Origin of the sequence: Methanosalsum zhilinae DSM 4017 (assembly GCF_000217995.1) — an archaeon.
GTDB lineage: Archaea > Halobacteriota > Methanosarcinia > Methanosarcinales > Methanosarcinaceae > Methanosalsum > Methanosalsum zhilinae.
Genome location: NC_015676.1, coordinates 261441 through 283726, shown reverse-complemented (window position 1 = coordinate 283726; position 22286 = coordinate 261441). Strand labels below are relative to the sequence as shown.

The 22286-nt window shown below is 43.1% G+C and carries 17 protein-coding genes, 2 tRNA genes and 3 rRNA genes; 7 read left to right on the top strand and 15 right to left on the bottom strand.

Annotated features, from left to right (window positions below; translation table 11 throughout):
- Nucleotides 1–4: 4 nt before the first annotated feature.
- From MZHIL_RS01290 to MZHIL_RS01275, 4 genes are all read right to left on the bottom strand, one after another.
- Entirely contained in the window at nucleotides 5–1216 is a 1212-nt protein-coding gene (locus tag MZHIL_RS01290) for a PGF-pre-PGF domain-containing protein (protein ID WP_048815429.1), read from the bottom strand.
- A gap of 3 nt (nucleotides 1217–1219) precedes the next feature.
- Complete coding sequence (locus MZHIL_RS01285) at nucleotides 1220–3232, bottom strand: PKD domain-containing protein (RefSeq protein WP_013897559.1); 2013 nt, start codon at nucleotides 3230–3232, stop codon at nucleotides 1220–1222.
- 250 nt (nucleotides 3233–3482) lie between these two features.
- Nucleotides 3483–3872, bottom strand: coding sequence for a DUF473 domain-containing protein (locus MZHIL_RS01280; RefSeq protein ID WP_157209608.1), 390 nt, complete (start codon nucleotides 3870–3872; stop codon nucleotides 3483–3485).
- A gap of 4 nt (nucleotides 3873–3876) precedes the next feature.
- Nucleotides 3877–4623 carry a proteasome assembly chaperone family protein gene (locus tag MZHIL_RS01275; RefSeq protein WP_013897557.1) on the bottom strand — a complete coding sequence of 249 codons (747 nt, stop codon included), beginning with the start codon at nucleotides 4621–4623 and terminating at the stop codon, nucleotides 3877–3879.
- Nucleotides 4624–4760: 137 nt separating this feature from the next.
- Here MZHIL_RS01275 and MZHIL_RS01270 point away from each other — a divergent pair, with 137 nt between their 5' ends.
- Nucleotides 4761–5357: a pyruvate kinase alpha/beta domain-containing protein gene (locus MZHIL_RS01270; protein WP_013897556.1), complete on the top strand. Its 597-nt coding sequence runs from the start codon at nucleotides 4761–4763 to the stop codon at nucleotides 5355–5357.
- A gap of 20 nt (nucleotides 5358–5377) precedes the next feature.
- On the opposite strand, the gene MZHIL_RS01265 is transcribed toward MZHIL_RS01270, so the two are convergent.
- On the bottom strand, nucleotides 5378–6214 hold the full coding sequence (locus MZHIL_RS01265) for a F420-dependent methylenetetrahydromethanopterin dehydrogenase (RefSeq protein WP_013897555.1): 837 nt from the start codon (nucleotides 6212–6214) through the stop codon (nucleotides 5378–5380).
- A gap of 319 nt (nucleotides 6215–6533) precedes the next feature.
- Here MZHIL_RS01265 and serB point away from each other — a divergent pair, with 319 nt between their 5' ends.
- A complete protein-coding gene (gene serB, locus MZHIL_RS01260) occupies nucleotides 6534–7226 on the top strand; it encodes a phosphoserine phosphatase SerB (protein ID WP_013897554.1) in 693 nt (230 codons plus the stop codon).
- A 52-nt stretch (nucleotides 7227–7278) separates the two neighbouring features.
- A complete protein-coding gene (locus MZHIL_RS01255; protein ID WP_013897553.1) occupies nucleotides 7279–8136 on the top strand; it encodes a coiled-coil protein in 858 nt (285 codons plus the stop codon).
- A gap of 124 nt (nucleotides 8137–8260) precedes the next feature.
- Here the strand turns inward: MZHIL_RS01255 and MZHIL_RS01250 are convergent, their stop codons facing one another.
- From MZHIL_RS01250 to MZHIL_RS01215, 9 genes are all read right to left on the bottom strand, one after another.
- On the bottom strand, nucleotides 8261–9415 hold the full coding sequence (locus MZHIL_RS01250; RefSeq protein WP_013897552.1) for a radical SAM/SPASM domain-containing protein: 1155 nt from the start codon (nucleotides 9413–9415) through the stop codon (nucleotides 8261–8263).
- Nucleotides 9416–9427: 12 nt separating this feature from the next.
- The gene (locus MZHIL_RS01245) at nucleotides 9428–10600 is read right to left on the bottom strand and encodes an NAD(P)/FAD-dependent oxidoreductase (RefSeq protein WP_013897551.1); all 1173 of its coding nucleotides are present in this window, start codon (nucleotides 10598–10600) and stop codon (nucleotides 9428–9430) included.
- 34 nt (nucleotides 10601–10634) lie between these two features.
- Nucleotides 10635–11576, bottom strand: coding sequence for a UbiA prenyltransferase family protein (locus MZHIL_RS01240; protein ID WP_013897550.1), 942 nt, complete (start codon nucleotides 11574–11576; stop codon nucleotides 10635–10637).
- 66 nt (nucleotides 11577–11642) lie between these two features.
- Complete coding sequence (gene tgtA, locus MZHIL_RS01235; protein WP_013897549.1) at nucleotides 11643–13109, bottom strand: tRNA guanosine(15) transglycosylase TgtA; 1467 nt, start codon at nucleotides 13107–13109, stop codon at nucleotides 11643–11645.
- 159 nt (nucleotides 13110–13268) lie between these two features.
- Nucleotides 13269–13390: ribosomal RNA gene (rrf, locus tag MZHIL_RS01230) — 5S ribosomal RNA — on the bottom strand.
- A 58-nt stretch (nucleotides 13391–13448) separates the two neighbouring features.
- Nucleotides 13449–13520: transfer RNA gene (locus MZHIL_RS10435), tRNA-Cys, on the bottom strand.
- A 127-nt stretch (nucleotides 13521–13647) separates the two neighbouring features.
- Nucleotides 13648–16580 (bottom strand): 23S ribosomal RNA (locus MZHIL_RS01225).
- A gap of 151 nt (nucleotides 16581–16731) precedes the next feature.
- A tRNA-Ala gene (locus MZHIL_RS01220) sits at nucleotides 16732–16804 on the bottom strand.
- A gap of 83 nt (nucleotides 16805–16887) precedes the next feature.
- A 16S ribosomal RNA gene (locus MZHIL_RS01215) occupies nucleotides 16888–18365 on the bottom strand.
- Together the 16S, 23S and 5S rRNA genes with 2 tRNA genes alongside form the textbook arrangement of a ribosomal RNA operon.
- A gap of 551 nt (nucleotides 18366–18916) precedes the next feature.
- On the opposite strand from MZHIL_RS01215, the gene eif1A reads away from it, so the two are divergent.
- Genes eif1A through MZHIL_RS01190 form a run of 4 tightly spaced genes read left to right on the top strand, consistent with a single transcriptional unit; the run spans nucleotide 18917 to nucleotide 21343 of the window.
- A complete protein-coding gene (gene eif1A / locus MZHIL_RS10250; RefSeq protein WP_083812297.1) occupies nucleotides 18917–19237 on the top strand; it encodes a translation initiation factor eIF-1A in 321 nt (106 codons plus the stop codon).
- Nucleotides 19238–19239: 2 nt separating this feature from the next.
- Nucleotides 19240–20058: a serine protein kinase RIO gene (locus MZHIL_RS01200; RefSeq protein ID WP_013897547.1), complete on the top strand. Its 819-nt coding sequence runs from the start codon at nucleotides 19240–19242 to the stop codon at nucleotides 20056–20058.
- Nucleotides 20055–20591 carry a KH domain-containing protein gene (locus MZHIL_RS01195; protein ID WP_013897546.1) on the top strand — a complete coding sequence of 179 codons (537 nt, stop codon included), beginning with the start codon at nucleotides 20055–20057 and terminating at the stop codon, nucleotides 20589–20591. Before MZHIL_RS01200 ends, MZHIL_RS01195 begins: the two co-directional genes overlap by 4 nt.
- Nucleotides 20592–20647: 56 nt before the next feature.
- Nucleotides 20648–21343 carry a DUF1614 domain-containing protein gene (locus tag MZHIL_RS01190; RefSeq protein WP_245527551.1) on the top strand — a complete coding sequence of 232 codons (696 nt, stop codon included), beginning with the start codon at nucleotides 20648–20650 and terminating at the stop codon, nucleotides 21341–21343.
- A gap of 7 nt (nucleotides 21344–21350) precedes the next feature.
- On the opposite strand, the gene MZHIL_RS01185 is transcribed toward MZHIL_RS01190, so the two are convergent.
- On the bottom strand, nucleotides 21351–22265 hold the full coding sequence (locus MZHIL_RS01185; protein WP_013897544.1) for an RAD55 family ATPase: 915 nt from the start codon (nucleotides 22263–22265) through the stop codon (nucleotides 21351–21353).
- Between the last annotated feature and the right edge of the window lie 21 nt (nucleotides 22266–22286).

Sequence of the window (22286 nt, the reverse complement as noted above, 5' to 3'; positions counted from 1 at the left end):
TGTTTCATTCCATCTTTTCATATGCATATCCATAAACAGCTATGATGGAAAGCATTGACAGCAAGGTCAGAAATATAATTGTCCCAAATCCCAGTGACCTGACCAATGCATGTATCTTCAGGTCCTCTAGTTGGCTGTCATCCTCAAAGCTCTGATCTATTGTTTCATGGTCTGGAGTGGTTTTTCCAGTATTGATTTCAGCATCTCCTTTTGTATATATATCTTCGTTTATGGATACAATGGCAAAATAAGATAACCTGAAAACAGCGGCATGGAAATGATAATAGTTTTCACATTCACTTGCATAAACGGTGTGGGCCTGTTGCCATTTTTTAGATATTGGATCATATCCAAGAAGATAAATTTCATTTGGCTGGATATCATATTCAGTCAACCATGATTTCTTTACCGAAAAATGAATTATGGGATTGTGTATAAGACCATCAACAACACAGCCATTCCATGCCCATATATGCAGATTCTGATAAATATTTCCGGGAGGTACAGATGTTCGCCGGGATACATCTTTGAGAACCTCGACCACCATTACCATTGAGCCTGCATATCCACTGGAAGTAATTTCAACTTCGCGTGCTGGATTCAAATCAGCGCTGTGGCGATCAAATATATATTCGGTCCTCATTTCGTCTTCAACATATCCTGATTTTATCTCTCTTAAAAGCACATTATCATCATATTCAGCTTTCAGAGACCCTTTTCCAGAGAATACAAGATCATACAACCCTCCAATGTTCTCAGACACTTTTGACCCGCCTGAAAAGCCTGTGGTTAGATCTGTGGATTTATCAGTACCATCATCAATGATAATATCCAGATCAAGTTCTGATATACTGCCCTGGATTAGATAATGTGTGGTTGCCATGGAATCATCTACTCTGAACACGACTTCATCACCATTATTTCCATGTACGTGAAATTCAGTAGAATGCCCATAGCTTCCATTATACGTCTGCTGTGATTCAACCTCAGTACCATTGATCCATGCAGATACAACAGTTCCATCATCTGCAATGTCACCGTCTATATACACCTGTCCATAAAATCTTTCAGGAATAGAGGGAATATCTGATTCAGAGGCTACCATTACCGGAAATAACATCAGGATAAGAAAAATTGAAAAAAGCGTTACATATACAAATTTTTTTTGAAATTTCTTCGAATACATGGATGCCATCCAAAGAGTCAGATCATTCATTTATCAATCTTTAAATCTGGTCAGCATGTCATCTTCATGCAGATATATCCAGTAACCTGAGCCCGGTTTGAGAATGGATTTACTTGTATTATCATCATCTATCATATACCAGTTGCCATCCTGGTAGCTGTGGATTGTGGGAGAATAGTTTCCAGAGATAGCTGACAGATACCCTTCAGCTTCTTCCTGATCATGCGAGTGAAGACCTATTAAATTCCAACCCATGTGGACCGGATATTGCAGAGATCTCTGTTCCTGTGTCCAGAGAGAACCCCTGAATGTAAAGGTTTCAGGTTCATCCATTTCAATCCAGTATCCTCTGCCTGGATCTATTGATTCAAGTGCACCTGTATACTCCAGTCCGGGTTTATAGGATACCCACTCACGGGATTCTGTATTGTATGTCCAGACCGATCTTAGACCATCCAGATCTTCGAGGACAGAAGATATTTGCCTGTTATTGATAAAAAAAGGTGATGATATAAGATTCCAGCCTTCATCCAGTTCCAGATCATAGGACATGAGTTCCACCATCAAATCCATTGAACTGGATGCCATGTTCCCGGCTCTGTCTTTTACAGTAAGTGTCACATTATATGTACCAGGTTCGTAAAATGTATAGGATACTCTGTTACCGTCAGAAATATTACCATCTCCCATATCCCACTGATATGACTCAATACCAGACACTTCGTCATAGGATGATTTGCCATCGAGTTCAAAAGCAACACCTGCATGTACGTCCAGTTTATCCACACCTGTATCTGCGTGTGGAACCTCATTATCAATAAATATACCTGCGCCAACCAGAGAGTCTGGATCTTCCGGACCAGGCAGTTCAAGAAATGCCTCATTACCGGCCAGATCAGTAATATTGCCCTCACCCAGGCTCAGAGAATCAACACTTGCATAATTAAGCTCACCAGACTCATCATCTTCCTTCACAACATACTCAAACACCAGAAACTCGGTCCCACTCCCTTCTCTATACACAGCCTCCCGACCACCACCATCTATCTCCAGAACAGGTGATCCCTCAACCTCCACAATCTCACAGAACTCCACAGCAATATCAATGATATCACCGGATCTGTACCAGCCAGACTCATTCATAGATGAAATGTTGAATATACTTGGTCTTTTATTATCCACAAATATTTTTAAAGAATCATTTAAGCAACTATTTCCAGCTTTATCTAAAGCCGCAAAAACTACTTTTATCTCACCTTCTTCAGTATTATTTCCTAATGGTGGAGTTATAGCTGAATAAGTTCCATCTTCATTATCGGTCAAAACAAAATCAGATGACATATCATTATCAATTTCGCTTAAATCAGCAGTAACAAGCAATCCACTTTCGGATAGATTTGCAGAAAGATAAATTGAATTGCCTTCTCTATAGTAATAGCTATCAGAACTAACTTCATGAAAAAAAGGTGGTGTTGTATCTGCAATAAGTAGATTCTTACCTACAAGACCAGTAGCACCTATTGTTCCCTGTCCTAAACCTAATTTATAAGTATTAGTTCCTGAATAAATTTGAATTTTAATTGAATCTGCAGGTTCTTCATCAGACCAGTTTGAACTCGTATCAATCGTAGCAATGTACCATTTTCCCTCAGAATTTAATTCATCGTTAACAATAACCTCGGTAATTGAATCGATATTGATCTCATCTGAACTTACATGTCCAACTTTCTCATCTAAACTAATTCCATCCATCGAGTAATAAATAGAGGCGCCTGAGATGTCAGTATTTTTTACCCCTGTTCCTTCATCGGTTATTTTAAAAGATACGGAATGAAGTATCTCATTATTATCTGCAGATAGATTAAATCTAAACAATTCAATATCCTCAGCTTCCGCCTTTACTGTTTGATCTTTAATGATTAGTTCTTCAGCAGAATGTAATTCATAAACAGCTCCTCCCACACTGCCTGTTGATATAGTAATTATAAAAATCAACATGATTGGATATTTGATAAATTTGAAATTTGATCCTGAGATTATATTCATTATTGGACCTCTTCTAATTGTAAGACATGATGCATCTTTATAAATTATTTAATGTTTTTAGTTATTAAATTTTAAAAGATGAACTGATTCAAACTTTATAAATTTATCTATATCCATGGAATGGCTACAACAGAAGTAAGTAGATAACAGTATCAAAAATAAATTATCTGGAATGAGTATTGAGGAAAATAATATGCTCAAAAAAAATAAAAAATTTCAATCCAGAACTTTCAGTCCTGAAAAGTGTATTTTAGCGGGCATCGTAGCAGGTGATCAGTTCTGCTTCTACACATGACACTTCACCCAAACCATTGGAATTTATCTTGGTTATGCGGGCCGAACCCTTAGGATTTAGCTGCAATCGTGCCATTGTCATCTCACGTTCTTCATAAAACATCCCATTGGCCTGGACCATCCTGTGGGTCGATACCTGGTGCTTCATCACCTTGCATACAATACCAGCAGTACCTTTACGAACGTCCTCTGCACCGGTTGAAGTTAACAGTACGTAATCACCAACATTTAGTTTAAGCGCAGAATAGAAATTTTTAGGATTACGGATCTCAATAGTCAGCAGAACATTATCACGCAGCTGGCGAACGACATTTTCTGAAATTCCAGTTAATGCTACATAGTTCATAGTATCACCCATACATGGGGAATTCTTTTCTTGGCTGCTGTCCTTCTTCACTTGACTTGACTTCCTCTGCAAGTCTCTGCATTTCAAGTTCTATTTTTTCTGCCTGTTCAAACAAACTTTCTGTATCTATCGAAAAGTCATAGAGTTTATTTAGGGCTTCAACAACTGCTGCCGCCGCTCTGGGGTCCGGATTCTGAGTCTGGGTCCCTCCAAGCAGGCTTATTGCAGGCATTTTCTGTATCATGCATTCAGTCATTACACTGCCGGATATTCCGGATATTGTACCCATCTGGAAGATTTCCACATTATCCTTGATCATATTAAGCATATTTTCATCGGTTGCTGCACCAAAGACTTTTGTTTCATCTTCCATTGTGGCAATGCCGGCAATGGAGATAATCTGCTTTACATTGATAGATTTTGCCCATTCAATCAGTTTTTTACCTATATCATAGGAAACAGCTGGGTTGATGGGAATATCTGAAACCACCAGTAAAAGGTTATGTTCCTCACTTTCATATATACGTACAGGCATATTGATCAGGCCTTCATACAGCACTGCAATGGGGGGAAAAAAACGAGAATCAATAGAGCCTCGATATTCCATTTCCAGTGAATCTATTATGTGCTGGCTGGCAATGTTTCCCACCAGACCTATGCCAGGAAAACCCTCTATAAGTATAGGATTCTGCGATCTTATTTCATCTGTAATAATATTTATGTCATCCGAAGAATGAGTATTTTGCGACAAAAAACCACCTTTGTTTACTTACCCACTTATTCTGTTAAATATATAATATAGTAAATTCTAATAAATAAGAGCATCGTTTTTACAGCTGAATGGATAACAATATTCAGATACAACTAATCCTCAGGAGGTAAATGATAATGGAAAAAAATATACAGTATTTTGATGAAGTGGGCGAGAAAAATACAGATCAGGTGATCGAAGACTCACTCAAAAGGGCAAAAGAACTTGGGATAGCTTATATAGTGGTTGCCAGTACCAGCGGTGAAACTGCACTAAAGCTTGCCAGAAAGGCTGAACAGGAAAAGATGGGGAATATAAGGATCATTGCGGTGAGTCACCAGTACGGACTTCGTGAAGAAGGAAAGTGGGAAATGAATGAAGAAAATATGGAAAAACTGGAGGATATGGGAGTTGTTGTTACCACTCAATCGCATATGTTCTCAGGTATTGAAAGGGCAGTATCCAACCGGCTTGGTGGAGCCAGTCGTCTGGATGTGATATCAGATACATTAAGAGCATTGTTTGGAAAAGGGTTCAAGGTAGCTGTGGAAGTTACCATCATGGCTGCGGATTCGGGGCATATACCTGTATCAAAGGACCTTGAGATCATTGCAATTGGTGGTACCAGACATGGAGCTGATGTGTCAGTAGTAATAAGGCCTGCACATTCCAAGGATTTCTTCAGTAATCAAATAAGGGAAATAATTGCAATGCCAAGAGAAAAAGAAGAATAAAAAAAGTGCTTGACAGCACTTCATGCAGGTTTTTCAAAGAGTCGGGTCTTGGAAAGCACCTTTCCTTTCTTGGAATGGGGATGCCTTGAAACGGTATCGTTTATCTTTTCAATTTCCCGGGCCTGCACTGCAAGTTCTGCTGCTGCGCGCATCATTTCATGACCTGTGGCAGTGGTCAGTGCAACGTCTTCAAGCTCCTTCATCATAAAGCAGGCAGGGAAATTTATCTGTGCTACCTTCTCAGCCATAAAGAGAGAAGCAAGTGCCTTTGCCTTTGCATAAGGATTCTCAAATCCGGCTCTTTCAACGCATACTTCAGGCTTTGCAAGGATATGTGGCAATTCTATATCTGAACCAGATTTGCCTGCGTCCACCTGTTCAACAACCTTATCAAGTTCCTCCTGTATAAGCCTCACAACACCGCATGTGGAAAGTACCTTCATTGCATCGGAGTTAAATGATGCCATCTCTACGGAATCAAGGAACTCGGTCTTTGCACCGATTAAAGGATCAACCTTGAGTATAATGTAGCCAAATCCAGCTTCTTCCAGTGCCTGCCGGTCATCTTTTTTGGTTGGACCGTCTGATACTATGATACATGGCACATCCTTCCATATCTCACGGGCAGCAGTGGGGCCGGGAGCACTGGCGTTTGGGCTTATAATAACATAAAAATCAGCATCCCATGACATATCCTTGAACTGCTCTGTAGACGCAGCTTCATCTTTACCCATTTTGGGGCCGGTTCCAAAGACACGGATACTGATTCCCTCTCTGGCTGCTATCTCGTCCTGTACCAGTTCAATAACCTGGCTAATACCCAGATTTCCTAACTTAATGAATCCTATTTTTGCCATAATAAATCACATAATGCAATTATCCAATTAGCATATATTCTTTTTGGAAAAATCTATATCCAATTACCCATTGTAAATGCACGGACAACAAATAACAATATTACAAATATGAACACCAATACTGTCTGATACCCGTAAGAAAAATATACATTGATTTTATATAGATATATTTTGAATTCTCATCTGAGATTGTGCCAGCAAAGTATTGTTTCTGGCGAAAGGGTTAAAAATGATGTGAGCAATTGTTCCCACAAACCCAGTTAAATAATAACTGCTCAAATACTATCCATACCATTTTCTAAAATTCAGGTTTGATCAAGTGAACTGTACTAACCGGTCTATAGACACAGAGAAAAAATTAATTGTTTTTGACATGGACAGCACTCTCATTGATGCTGAGACCATTGACGAACTTGCTAAAATCTCAGGTGTATTGGATGAGGTGTCTCGGATCACAGAAGATGCAATGGAAGGCAAGATTGATTACTCTCAGGCACTAAAGGAAAGGGTGAAACTCCTGAAAGGACTCGAACTCGAAGACGCAAAAAGAGCAGTCAGGGACATGCCAATAATGACAGGTGCCAGGGAGCTTATAAAACATGTAAAATCTGCAGGGTATATAACAGCAATGTTATCCGGTGGGTTCAGACTGGCAGCAGACGATGTTGGCGAGATGCTTGGTATAGATCATATCTTTGCCAATGAACTGGTTGTCAGAGACGGAAAGCTGACCGGTGAAGTCAGAGGACCACTTACAACTCAGAATTCAAAGGAAAAAATGCTTGAGCAGATAGCTTTTGCCAATAATATGGCTCCAGATGAATGTATTGTTGTCGGCGACGGTGCCAACGACATATGTATATTCAAAAGGGCTAAATATGCAATTGCATTTAATCCAAAACCTATTCTGCGTCCCTACGCAGATGTGGTAATTATAAAAAAAGATTTAAGAGCAGTAATTCCTGTGATCAAGGCAATTGATACAGGAGTTGAGCTCAGGATCGTGCATTAGAAATGCATGAAATGCCAGCAATTTATTGCTGGACAGGGAGGTCAAATAAGAGATGTTAAAAGAACTGAACGAAAAAAGGAAAGAACTGAAGAAGTTATCAGAAGAATGCAAGGAAAAACGAAACGAACTCAACTCACAGGCTAGTTCTCTTGCAGCAAAAAGAAATGAGCTGAACAAAAAAACAAAAGAGCTGATAAACGAAGCTCAGGAATATAAAAAGTTGCGTGACGGGCACAATGATGAAGTGCAAGCCAACAAGAACAAGCGTGATGAGATCAATGCCAAGGCAAATGAACTTTTTGCAAAGGTTGATTCCATAAGAAGCGCCAATAATCTGGGTGGGCCTTCTATGAAAGAGATCAGGCGGGATATTGACCGTCTGGAATTTGCACAGCAGACAGAGGTTCTGACACCTACCAAAGAAAGGGAAATTGTAAATAAGATTGCCGATCTTCAGAAACTCTACCTTGCAAAAAAAGAACAGCTTGAGAGCAACAGTGAACTCAAAGAGTTATTAACCGAAGCGCAGGCCATCAGAGACAATGCTTCTGAATATCATACAAAACTAACGGAGCATGCACAGAAGGCTCAGGAATATCATGACAAGATGATTGCCACCTTCAAAGAAGCCGATAAGATACGGGCAGAATCTGATGCTGCACATAGAGAATTTGTAAGATTCCAGGAATCTGCTGATGAACAGCACAAGAAATTCATCAATGCTCAGAAGGAAATCCGTGAAATCGACAAGGAACTTCGCAAACTGAAAAAGACAGAAACTGTTGGACGCAGAGAAGTTTCCAGAGAAGATATCAGAAAAGATGCAGAAGATATTTTCCATAAATTCAAGAAGGGCGAGAAGCTTACTACAGAGAATTTGATGCTACTTCAGAAAGCAGGAATGCTTTGATCAATACCTATATTTTTGGGATCCTGCAAAAAAGTAATTGCATATGTCAATAACTCAAATTGCGATGATCAGGATCCCAATATCTAAACTTAATTATTTTTTAACATATAATTTCATAGAGCCATTATTTTTCATTATCCACAAGACCCAGATAGTTTTTCCTGAAATCAGGATTGCGCATATGACACATAGTGGTTTTTCGGGAAAATACCTCATCTTTCCCTATTTTTTTCCATATTTTGCTCAGAGTATGTTCATGTATGTTTCCAAAAGAACGGGGAATGCATGCACAGGGAAATACATCTCCCTGAGGAGAGATATGAACCCATTTTCGGCCTGCAAAACACCCGGTTGATCTCATTGCATGGGGTATTGAGAATATACGAGGCCCTTCTGAGTTACGTGTCCTTTCAACAAAGTCTTCCAGTTTTCCATGGTCAGAAGATGACAGAATATTATCAAGTTTATTTATCCATCTGCCTGCAGGGACTATTTCATAGAAAGATATCTCATGTACTCCCAGTTCTCTACCAAGATTATAAAAATCATCAAGCTCATCAATGTTCTGTGGAGACAGAACAACATATATATTCACAAGAAGACCTGCATTAATAGAGTTTTTAATCGCCAATATTGCGTCATTGTAGACCCCTTTTCGGCCTCGCATGACATCATGCTTTTCATGATCTGCACTGTCCAGACTGACATTTACAGTATAAAGACCTGCTTCTTTAAGAGACAGAGCTTTTTCTTCTGTAAGCCCTGTACCCGATGTAAAGATAGTAGATATCGCTCTGCTGCGGTCAACATGTGAAATCAGGTCTTCCAGCCCGCCATAAAGCAATGGTTCACCTCCATCAAATATAATCAGGGTGGTCCCCATTTTCAATGCCTGATCTATCACATCTTTGACCATACCAGGTGAAAGATATTCTTTGTTGTTAGTATCCGGAAGTGCGCAGTGAACACATTCATTTGGGCATTCTTCAGTTATAGATATAGTTACTTGCTCAGGGATCATTTTTCCCCTAACAGAACCTACCTGACTGGAAACAAGGCGATCAAAAGGAGTTCCTGGAATGGGAGGCATCCATGTAGAAAATATCAATTCCTGAGTACCTACTTTTGCTGGCTTTGCCCCATCAAAAATGTCCAGCATATCTTTAAGCATAGGTTTTACAAATGACGATACAAGCCCTCGGGTACCTATCCTAACTATCCCGTCATCCATCTCTGCATAAACTTTAAAAAATGGGCTTTTATAGAGATAATATTTCATCCGATCACCGGTTTATTTTCTTCTAAATATTGACCTCATGGACAATATGGATCCTGGATTCTTCTTCAGCATTATAGAGCCTGTATGTAATGCCTTCTGTATAGGGCTGCCCTTAATATCTGAGATGTCCTGATCTTCAAAGGTCTCCATGAGAGAATTAATTTCATCATCTTCCATCTTTCTAAGAGTTTCAAGTGCCAGGCGTCCAAGATAATATTCAGATCTGAATTCCCGATTCCATCTTTTTTTGTATTCCGATAGAAAATCAGCAGAAACATTTCCTTTTTTGATAGCCTCTGCTGCCACATCTCCGCACATCTGTCCTGAGCGCATTCCATAGCCAATACCTGACTGACCTGCGGCACCCCCTGTAATCATAACACCATCCGTTACGACCTGTGAAGGAATTGTTGCTATCGGGTCACCCCCGGTTTTGCGCTCTCCAACCTCCAGATCTGAGATTCCTTTATCTTTTTTGAACTTATCAACCCATCTGTCAAAGAACGAGGATACATCAGTTCCATTTCTTCTAACATAGACTCCCAGTGTTGCCCGGTCTCCTCCGCATGGAGAATATGTAGATTTCCATCCAGGAGCTATACTGCCCACATAATACTCAAAGAGATCCTGGCTGCCTATACCATCAGCATTTACCTCAGCCTCCATCGCCCATGCTATATCCTGAGGATGTTTTACAGGTCTCATACCAAGAAGACTGGCCATTTTGGAATTAATACCATCTGAAATAATTACAATTTTTGAACTTAAGGAACCTTCTGATGTGCTCACAGTAAATGAATTTTGACCGCGTATCACATTATATGCTTCAATTCCCATTCTGATATCCACACCTTCCTCCTGCAGCTTCTTAGCATATATTTTATCAAACATTGTACGATCAATGAAATATCCCGGGGATTCGACAACAACACTACTGCCAGATGGAGCTACTATTCTGGCACCTCTGAGATTGTGTATAACATATCTCTCATCAATCTCCTCGCCTGCTCTATCAATCATTGCCCTGAAAAAAGTATTTGCAGGATGGGGAGGTATACCAGGTTCTTCCTTTCTGTCTATAACAGTAACTTTGGCATCACCTCTTGAGGCATTTCTGGCAGCCATCATGCCTGCAGGCGATAAGCCAATCACAATAATATCTGCATCAACACGATCAGATGTCATTTTTCAAACACTTCCACTAGAGTTCATAACCTGTTTACCATAGAATTGCTGAATATCCTGTCAGCATTATTGAAAGAATCACATCAACTATCAGTGATCCAAACATTACACCCCGATACCTGGATCCCTGAATGAAAAGCTTGCCACCACGTTCTGGAAGAGGATTCTTGACAAAATCAAATGATTGATAAAGCATCCACAAGCCTCCCAGCAGGGCACCTATAAAAAAGATTGGACCAAGGTGAGCTGTCCATCCAATGACAAATGAAGCAATAACACCTACCAGCCAGCAGCTTGTTACAAATTTTGCAGTAAAGGGTACACCAAACTTAACAGGAAGTGTCGGTGCATTATTTGCCCTGTCACCTTCAACATCTCGGGATACACCAGACAGAGTAAATCCCCAGTCAGTAACACACATCATGATGCCAAGAAATATTGCAGGAAGCGGTAGAAGTGATTCAGATGTTCCCTTAAGGACTCCTGCCGGATCAAATGCAAGCCATATACCAATTGGAACCAGTCCATATGCTATACCAACAGGAACAAAGCTTAATGGAGTTTTTCTCTTTGCGATTTTAGAATATAAGCTGATGGTAAGCACTGCAAATAAAAGAACTACAAAGGATTCAGGATTTAGATAAAGAGCAGCTATCGACGCAATACAGACCAGAACAAAAGAATATATAAGTCCCTGTTTCCTGGTAATCCTTGATGAAGGCAGTGGCCTGTTTGGCAGGTTAGCCTGATCAATATCCACATCACAGCAATCATTGTAAACATATGAACTGGTTATTGCTGCATATCCCCCTATAATGGCAATAATAAAAGGAATGAGTGGAGGGAATGACTGCATTGCTATATATGATGCCAGAAGAGCACTTGCAGCCGGAAGTGCAATATCCATATCAGCTATTTCAGGTCTCAGCATTTCTAGATATGGGTTCATTGGCTTTGATTCTTTTGTAGATACCACTTATACCACCAGTACTATCCCTAGATTTCAGTATTATATATTAGTCTTGTTATCATACCAGTCAAATCATTGTGAAAAATTAACAATATTTGCAATTGACGAGAGCTTTTCGAGTATTGGATGCTCCATATGATCCGGTTTCATAAATGTAAATTCAGCATCTGGGTTGAGTTTAATTAGGCGTATGGTATTCTCAAGGGCCACTCCAAGGGATTCGGGTCCATGTACAGAAGGAGATTCTGCATTGAAAGGGTATACTTCACCCAGTTCAACAGGGTATGCACCAAAAGGCGGTTTAAATTCCAGCATATGGTCAAAATCAGAAGTGTTTTTGATATTGCTGCCTGCAGGACGTATAATAGCAGATCCATCAATGTTCAATCGTTCCATCCTCTTAGAAAACCGTATCACTTCAGGCCTTTTTGCAGATTCTGGACCACAGTAAAAAAAGGTGGATTTTGAGATCGGATCGTATATTTCAAGCCAATCTGAATAGGAATATATCCTCTCAAGAGCTTCCAGCAGGCGTGGATGAGAACGGCATCGCATCTCCACAAGTTCAAGAAGATTGCCATCATATACCGCCTGTTTTACTCTGCGGATCTCTTCAAAGGTTGTATATAGGTTGTGTTCTGCCAGCAGGGTTACCGGATCATCTGAATTCCTTATCTCATCAGGAGTATAACTCTGGCATACCGGGCAGGAACATGGGAGATATTTCAAACCGGACAGATGAAATGTTCCATGTGGTGTGATGTAGCGTTCATCCTTTGCATACAGTGCATAAGCTGCAGAATCCAGCAGATCACATCCCATTGCCACTGCCAGTGAAAACATCATGGGATGTCCTGCTCCGAAAAGGTGGACTGGAGAAGATGGATTTAAACCCATTTTTGAAGAAACGATCACATCAACCAGATCAGCATAACGGTATGATTCCATCAGGGGTACTACAGCACCTATAGGGTATATATCAAAGCCTATTTCAGATACTTTTTTTGCAGCTTCTGTCCTCAGATCACGGTATGTAGAACCCTGGATAGGTCCTGCCAGCAAAGTTGATCCACTTAGATGATTACGTGCATTCTTTAAACGTTCGGTTGTTATCTCAAGTTCCTCTTCAGCCCTATCACGGGATACATCCGGTGGTGTTGGAATGTCCAGAGGTACCGCAATATCAGAACCTATTTTGTGCTGAAAATCAATTATCTGTTCATTAGTTACTTCCACTTCACCATACACCGACAGCTGAAAAGAACCAGAATCAGTCATTATGGGACCATCATATTCCAGCAAACTGTGCAGCCCTCTGGTAAGGGCATGATCTGCGAGTTTTTTACTTCGATATATAATATAGGAATTTGTTATAAGGATCTCTGCACCCATATCTTTCATTTTTGATGGGGACACCAGCCGGATATTGGGGTTTATCACAGGCATTACTGTTGGAGTTTCCACAACTCCGTGTGGTGTTGTAAGTTTACCAATTCTTCCTGAAGCACACCTTTTTAATATTTCAAACGACGATGACATGGAATCAGTAGATAATACTGATGATATATAACATATATCAACCACCGAATATGGAACATGCAGAACAGGTAGAATAATCAACTGGATGCAACTATTAATTTGATAATTACTATAAAAATTACGCCATGAATTAGACCAAAAATTAGTAATTTAGGTTGAACCTGGCAGCGGTTCACCGTTCCCGTGGGCTCTCGCACCGCAGTACAGGGTGAAACGCTGGCAGTCTTATCTTCTGTGTTCGGGATGGGTACAGGAGTTACCCTGCCGCTATGGCCGCCAGATTCGAACCGGTCAGTGTGTATGTATAAGTTTAGACGAAAGTGGATGGATGTGTTATAGAGCCAAGGTCCGGATTCGAACCGGAATGGTATCGCTCTGCAGGCGATTGCGTAGCCGTTCCGCCACCTTGGCGCACTAGTGTACCGGGTTGGTGTATTGGTACGCAATCGATATAAACTTTCCTTTCAGTCGTGTAGGGGATTGCGGGTATAAATTACTTGAAGCATACCAGATTTCGCCTGGAATGTGCAAGTGTTCTGGCAGCAGGCACGGATGGTTAGTGGTCGCGGACTTAACATCTCGTTGCCTTGATGCGTACATCCCAACTCTATCAATCCGGTCTTTTACCGGTATCCTTAGTGACGTCTCTTTTCGGGTTAGATTTCGAGCTTAGATGCATTCAGCTCTTATTCCTTAGTGCGTAGCTGCTCAGCATTGCCCTGTCGGACAACTGATACACCAGTGGCACCGTTGCCCTGTTCCTCTCGTACTAAAAGCAACTTACCCTCAGACTTCTTACACCTCTAGTAGATAGTAACCGACCTGTCTCACGACGGTCTAAACCCAGCTCACGATCTCCTTTAATAGGCGAACAACCTCACCCTTGGCTGCTGCTGCACAGCCAGGATGGAAAGAACCGACATCGAGGTAGCAAGCTGCCGGGTCGATATGTGCTCTTGCCGGCAACGACTCAATTATCCCCGGGGTAACTTTTCTGTCAGCTTTAGCCCGCATCAAGCAGGACGTAAAGGTTCGCTAGAACCGACTTTCGTCTCGTGATCTGTTACTGTGTCAGATCACGTCAGGCTGACTTATGCTCTTGCACTCTTCGGCGGGTTTCCGACCCACCTGAGTCAACCTTTGTGCGCCCTTGATATCTTTTCAAGGGCGTCCCGCCCCAGGCAAACTGCCCACCTATCGGGGTCCTCCTCGCGGAGTTAGAGTCGCAATTTCACAAGGGTAGTGTCCCATTGGTGGCTCCACCCACGCTGGCGCGCGGGTTTCGACGCCTCCTACCTACACTGTACATGCGAAATCACAACTCAACGACAGGCTGCAGTAAAGCTCCACGGGGTCTTCACTTCCCCCTAGAGGTCTCTAGACTCTGCACTAGAATGTAAGCTTCACCGGATTCTGGCTAGGGACAGTAGAGCTCTCATTGATCCATTCATGCAAGTCGCCAATTAAGCGACAAGGTACTACGCTACCTTAAGAGGGTCATAGTTACCCCCGCCGTTTACAGGCCCTTCTTTCCGTTGTACCGGAGTTTCAGGTACCTGCACTGGGCAGGATTCAGAGATCGTACCAGCCCTTTCGGGTTTGCGATCTCCTATGTTGTTATTAGACAGTTGGAGCTCCCTGGTCACTGCGACCTGCTGTCTTCACAGCAGGCACTCCTTCTCCCGAAGTTACGGAGCCAATTTGCCGAATTCCCTTAGCCAGTGTATTTCCGACACGCCTTAGCCTTTTCAGCTAGGGGCACCTGTGTCAGATCTTGGTACGGACATTTAACTTCCTTTTCACGGACTCCCGGGTGCAGTTGACTTTCGCCATCACATATTCACCGGTTTCTCGCCATAACGGCTCTCCACCGGCTTGGATGCTTGGACAGCGCGACGACGCTGCTCAACCTGCCCGTGAGTGTCAGTTTTGTTGTTAAATGGTACAGGAATATTAACCTGTTTCCCTTTTGGCGTACTCGAATTACGGTACGTCTTAGGACCGACTAACCCTCGGCTGACGATCATTGCCGAGGAAACCTGGCCCCTTCGGCGGTCAGGATTCTCACCTGACTTTGCTGTTACTGTTACCAGGATTTTCGTTTCCGCACGGTCCACTGGACTTCACAGCCCAGCTTCTGCCCGAGCGCAACGCCTTCCTACAAGATTACCTTTCGGTACTCCGTGGTCTCGGTGGTCGACTTGAGCCCCGTCCATTTTCGGGGCCCCAAACCTCGACTGGTGAGCTGTTACGCACTCTTTAAAGGGTAGCTGCTTCTAAGCTAACCTTCCAGCTGTCTAGGGCCTGGGACACCCTTTAGTGTTAACACTTAGTCGACACTTGGGGACCTTAACCACGGGCTGGGTTGTCTCCCTTACGGACTACAGGCTTACCCCAGTAGTCCGGACTCTGATTGTCTTCGACGACGGTGTGTTTGGAGTTTGACAGGAGAGCGAGGGATTTCTCCCCCAACTTCCCCAATCCGTGCTCTACTCCACCGACTATCTCGGATCAGGTCATGCTACGACATGTTTTGGAAGGAACCAGCTGATGCCGGGCTAGATTAGCCTTTCACTCCAAGACGCAGGTCACACGAATGATTTGCAGATCAATACCGCTTGCGGTCCTCCACGTAGCTTTCGCCACGCTTCAACCTGCCCACGCCTAGATCGCCCGGCTTCGGGTCGTACCGTTACGACTCCACGCACTTGTATACGTCGCACCTGGTCCGGTTAAGGACTGCGTGCATGTTGCTTTCGCTTCGGCTACCCTTTGAGGTTAGCCATCGCCGTACCGATACACTCCCTGGCCCGTTCTTCAAAACGTATGATATGACACTGGCAACAATACCCGTACTGCCACCTCGCGATGGTTTCCTTCGTATTGCAGATCCTTTAATGCCATATCGTTCCATCACCATCAGGTTTCAGGCACTTTGCACCTCCCTTTCTGGGGTACTTTTCAGCTTTCGGTCACCCTACTATTTCACTATCGGTCTCAAGTTGTATTTAGTTTTGGAAGTTGATGTCTCCCAGATTCCCGCGGGATATCCAACCCACGGTACTCAGGTACCGATCCTTCTGCGTTCCATTGCGTCTACGTGACTATCACACTCTATGGTCTGACGTTCCAGACAATTCGACTACCCTGAATTTAGCAGAAAATGGATCGGCCCTTCCACACCACATTTCCCCTGCATTCCTGCGGGGATTCGGTTTGAACTGTACCGATTTCACTCGCCGTTACTCCCGGCATCTCGATTGATTTCTTTTCCTGTCCCTACTAAGATGTTTCAATTCGGGACGTTCCCGATCATTACTGATCAGTATCCTTGCGGATACTAAGAGGTCTCATTAGGAAATCCCCGGTTCGTTGGTTCCTTGCACCTTCCCGGGGCATATCGCAGCTTGGCACGTCCTTCTTCAGCACTTGAGCCGAGCCATTCACCTGATGGCATATTTGCCAGAGTCTGCCAGTAGCTTACACATTCCAGTAAGCGTCTGGTATACTTTGTAATTTATACCATACAATCCTATACACGACTTCACCGTGTTCTTACAGGTTAGATAAGAACACTTCCGTCCTTCCCGGATAACATCACTTACCCGGTGCACTTAATGAATGGACTTGCTGGGACTCGAACCCAGGGCCTCTGCCTTGCAAAGGCAGCGATCTTCCAGCTGATCTACAAGCCCTCCTGGATCTTTACTGCCCAGCTGTGTGTCCTTTTGTACTGGTCTGGCAGTCATTCAGCTTTCGGTGGTGGTTTTTTTTGCTTAGGAGGTGATCCAGCCGCAGATTCCCCTACGGCTACCTTGTTACGACTTAACCCCCCTTGCGAAATTTAGGTTCGAACACGACACTTAGTTCGTGCCCTCACCCATACCTCACTCGGGTGGTTTGACGGGCGGTGTGTGCAAGGAGCAGGGACGTATTCACCGCGCTATGTTGAAACGCGATTACTACGGATTCCAGCTTCATGAGGACGAGTTTCAGTCCTCAATCTGAACTACGATTGGGTTTAGGAGATTACCATCCCCTTTCGGGGCAGGAGCCCATTGTCCCAATCATTGTAGCCCGCGTGTAGCCCGGGAGATTCGGGGCATACTGACCTACCGTAGCCCGCACCTTCCTCCGCTTTAGCAGCGGCGGTCCCCACAGAGTACCCATCATTCCGAAGAACATGCTGGCAACAGTGGGCACGGGTCTCGCTCGTTGCCTGACTTAACAGGATGCTTCACAGTACGAACTGACGACGGCCATGCACCTCCTCTCAGCGATTCAGGTAAGGTCTTCAGCCTGACCTACATATTGCTGTCGCCCCCGGTGAGATTTCCGGCGTTGAGTCCAATTAAACCGCAGGCTCCACCCGTTGTAGTGCTCCCCCGCCAATTCCTTTAAGTTTCAGCCTTGCGGCCGTACTTCCCAGGTGGCTCGCTTCACGGCTTCCCTACGGCACCAGGAACGGTCGCACCATCCCTGACACATAGCGAGCATCGTTTACGGCTGGGACTACCCGGGTATCTAATCCGGTTCGTGCCCCCAGCTTTCGTCCCTCACCGTCGGACCCGTTCTGGTAAGACGCCTTCGCCACTGGTGGTCCCACAGGGATTACAAGATTTCACTCCTACCCCTGTGGTACCTCTTACCTCTCCCGGTCCCAAGTCTGACAGTATCCCCTGGAAGCCTAACAGTTGAGCTGTCAGATTTCCCAGAGGACTGATCAAACCGGCTACGGACCCTTTAGACCCAATAATAGTGATCACCACTCGGGCCGCCGGTGTTACCGCGGCGGCTGGCACCGGTCTTGCCCGGCCCTTGCTAACGCATGCCGTTTACACATGCGGACAGCCAGCATTGTATGCTGGCACTCGGTGTCCCCTTATCGCGGTTTCCCGCATTGTAAAGTTTTCGCGCCTGCTGCGCCCCGTAGGGCCTGGATTCATGTCTCAGAATCCATCTCCGGGCTCTTGCTCTCACAACCCGTACCCGTCGTCGGCTAGCAGGTACCTTGCACCCGCTACTACCTGATAGGCCGCAGACCCATCCTTGGGCAGACGAATCCTTTTGAACCACGAAGCATTCCAGCTATCATGGCATATCCGGAATTATCCCCAGTTTCCCGGGGTTATGCCGGTCCCAAGGGCAGGTTATCCACGTGTTACTGAGCAGTTCGCCATGTTCACGAAGAACATATAACTTGCATGGCTTAGTCGAACACCGATAGCAGTGACCTCTGGCAGGATCAACCAGAATTATATGCACACTTTTGTTGCATACCACACTATCTTGAATTTGTTAGAATATTGGTGGGAGAACTCAATCACTTGAGTTCAATGCACAATCCAGTTAACTTCCATCGCATAGACGGAAACTGGTAAGTTATATATAAGATAATACAACCACCAGCCGAAATTAACTGAACTGCCAGATCCAGCGTCAGACAGGAAAAAACTCCTGTCTCCATTACATGATGATAAGGATAAATTCGATATTATCTGTACGACAATATCACCGTGCTTCGCACGGGATTGTCTGTATAGTTCAGTATCGTATATAAGCTTTATCCCGATGGACTGTCTCTCAGTTTTACCTGATGAATACAGCCCTGCACCCATATTGTGCAGGACTCTATACATCCCATTACCAGTATAAATAAGTATCGAATCTGAAGTTGCGGTCCCAGTCCTGCCAGAGAATACGATATATACGCAACATTTAACTCTATATCCTGCATATTCTGGTACACTAAAGATAATTTTCATATAAAGTTCAAGACTGATAGGATAAAATATAGAGGTGTTAGCCTGGACAGAAAAGTTAATAGCAATAATAATGGGGAAGAAACTCAGGTAACCCGAGTAAGGATTCCAAAAAAAAGCAAGGGAGAAGTACTTGCAATCGTCGATAGTTTACTGGGAGCAAACCGTCTTCGCCTCAGATGTATGGACGGAGTTGTAAGAATGGGGCGCATTCCAGGTTCAATGAAAAAGAGAACATGGATACGTGAGGGCGATATAGTCATTGCGGTTCCATGGGATTTTCAGGATTCCAAGGCCGATGTAATCTGGAAGTACACAAGACCACAGGTAGACTGGCTTGAAAGAAAAGGATACCTTAAAGGATAATCATGAAAAAGAAAATTGATAAAAAGATCAGGTCAATCGATGAAAAAGTTGACAGATGGAGAATCAAGTTCAAAGATGACAATGCTCTCAAGGTAAAAGAAGACGTTTTTGATGAATATGCCCTCAAAACCCTGTACACACTATCAAAACGTGAAATACTGCAGGCAATGGGAGGAATAATAAGCAGGGGCAAAGAAGCAAACGTATTTCTTGCTGATGGAAAAGAAAACGAGATTGCAGTCAAAATATACCGGATAACTACCAGTTCATTTAATTCTATGGAAGAATATATCATAGGAGATCCAAGATTTAAAAACATCAGACATACAAAGCGTGAGATTGTGTTTGCATGGACCCGGAAAGAATACCGAAACCTCAAACGTGCCTATGAGGCAGGTGTGAGAGTGCCTTACCCCATTATTGCAGAGAGAAACATTCTGGTCATGGAATTCCTTGGAAAGGACGGGATTTCATATCCACTATTAAAATATACAGAGATAGACCAGAAGCAGGCAGAAGATATATTTTCCCGGCTTATAGAATATATGCATAAACTGTACCAGGAAGCAAATCTTATACACGCGGATCTAAGTGAATACAACATCATGATCGATACAGACAATATGTCCCCAATCATCATAGACATGGGCCAGGCCACAACACCAGAACATCCACGTGCTAAAGAATTCCTGATACGGGATATTGAAAATATCCTTAAATTTTTCAGACGATACGGAATAGATACTGATCCAGATGATCTGTACACTTCAATTGTGAATGATCGATCAGAAAATAAGAATAGTACCGGAGAAATAAAATGACACATATAAAAGTTCCCCAGGACCGGATCGGAGTTATTATAGGCCCAGGCGGAGATACAAAGAAGACCATTGAAGAGAAAAGTGAAGCAACAATTGATATTGATAGTGAAAGCGGCATGGTTGAGGTCATACCCGGTGAAGATCCTGTAAAGGCAATGCGTGCAGCTGATGTAATACATGCGATCGCAAGAGGATTTAATCCTGAAAAGGTCCTTGACATGTTCGATGATGAAATGCTCATATTTGATTTTATAGATATTTCACAATTTGCTGGTACACAGAAAGAGCTGAAACGTCTCAAGGGCAGGATTATTGGAAAAGATGGGAAGGCACGGGCAACCATTGAAACCCTCACCGGCGTTAAGATATCTATCTATGGTAAAACTGTAAGCATGATCGGTTATCCGGAACAGATCCAGGTTGCAAGGTCTGCTTTTGATATGCTTATCAAAGGAGTGGATCATGGATCAGTTTTCAGCTTTCTGGAGAAGAAGAGGCGGGACATACAGCACCTGGAATACGGCTTTTACTGAAACATCAATAATTTTGAAACAAAAACGGCTGAAATAAATTATTGATCAGGAGATGTATGATGAGAAAATACATAAACATTCAAAACTCCCGCAGACTTGCCATTTTTTGTACTGCCCTTATTCCAGTTGCAGTTCTGAGTTATCATGAAAAACTTTCAATTGGGGATATATCTTCACTGCCCCTTTTCCTTATACTTGTTCTTATGCTGATCTTTAGTAACCTAGAAATACCAGTATACAGAATGCGCACAAAAAAGCCTGTTCACCTGTCACGGGATGCGCTGGCCCTTGAACATATATATGCAGTTCCGGTTCTGGAAGAGCTAAGCACAGGAAGCCAGAGAACATTTGACACCGCCGTCACAGTTAATGCAGGAGGATTCATTGTCCCCCTTATTGCACTACTCTATCTTCTATCGACCCACCTCACCACAGTAGCTCTGTTGCTAACATTGATAATGATCATTGCAGTTGTACTTATCAGCGAGATGATCAGTGGTGTAGGAGTTGTTATTCCAGACCATACCCCTCTGATCGCAATTCCATTTGCACTGATGGTGGATCCCTCCCATGTTGCAGAGATTACATACATATCAGCCATTGCAGGGATATTTATAGGAACCCTGGTTTCGATCCTTACATTCAACCGCGAGAAAAAAGGGAGTGCATACATCAGTCTTGGAGGAGCAGGGAACTTTCCGGCTATATACTTCACAGTACTTATCGCAGGTCTGCTATCTTATTTTATCTGACCGGAACTCATCTTACAGACTCAATGCCATTGTCTGAAGATCTCTGCTTGTTTTTACCATTCTGCGAGCGGGAAAGTCCACATGAAGGAGTCCTTATTACCCTATAACGGGATATTCCCCGATCAGTGAATTTAAACGGTTGTAGAGTGCGATCTATCCGGGTGGCTCGCATTTTTTGAATTGCAATAACTGGCATTGGTGTGGAATCTATTTCATTTGTTGGAATAGAATCAAGAAAAATTATACCGTCACCCAGAAAATCAAAGTTATCAAATTTTTTAGTATTTATCCCGTGTTTCTTTTCAGTAATAAAAAAAGTGGTAATTTTATTGCTCTTAAGCAGTCGGTGAAGGGATCGCCATGACCCCGATGACCTAAACTCATCCCCATTTGTCAAAACATTCATGGAATCAAATGCAACCCGTTCAGGATTATAGAACTGTATGATTTCCATTATCTCCTCAGATGTCAGCTTCGACATCCCGAATATTTCAAGGTACCCTTCATCAATGAACTCACCCACATCACATCCAAATCTAAGGAAATGCTGCACAAGCTGTTCAACTCTTTCCTCAAAGGAAAAAAATATGCACTTTTCGCGATTGCGGGCACCTTCAATAAGTGCCTGCATGCAAAATGTGGTCTTACCGGTTCCAGGTGGCCCTGTCACAATAACCAGGAAACCTTTAGGGATCCCGCCTTCCAGAATCTCATCCAGCCCTTCAACTCCGGTAGAAATTCGTTTGATTACACGGTCAATATTTCCTGCATCGAATTTCCCTTTAAAGCGCGAACTATCCAGTCCCATAAGAGCTTTTTCAAGAACCAGGTTTTTTGCACCCATTTCCTTTTCATATCTCTCCAGAATCCTTATGGCATCTGAACTTAAAGTGGTATGAATAGGTAACTTGTTTCTTGCCATTCAATGAATGTATTGTATAGT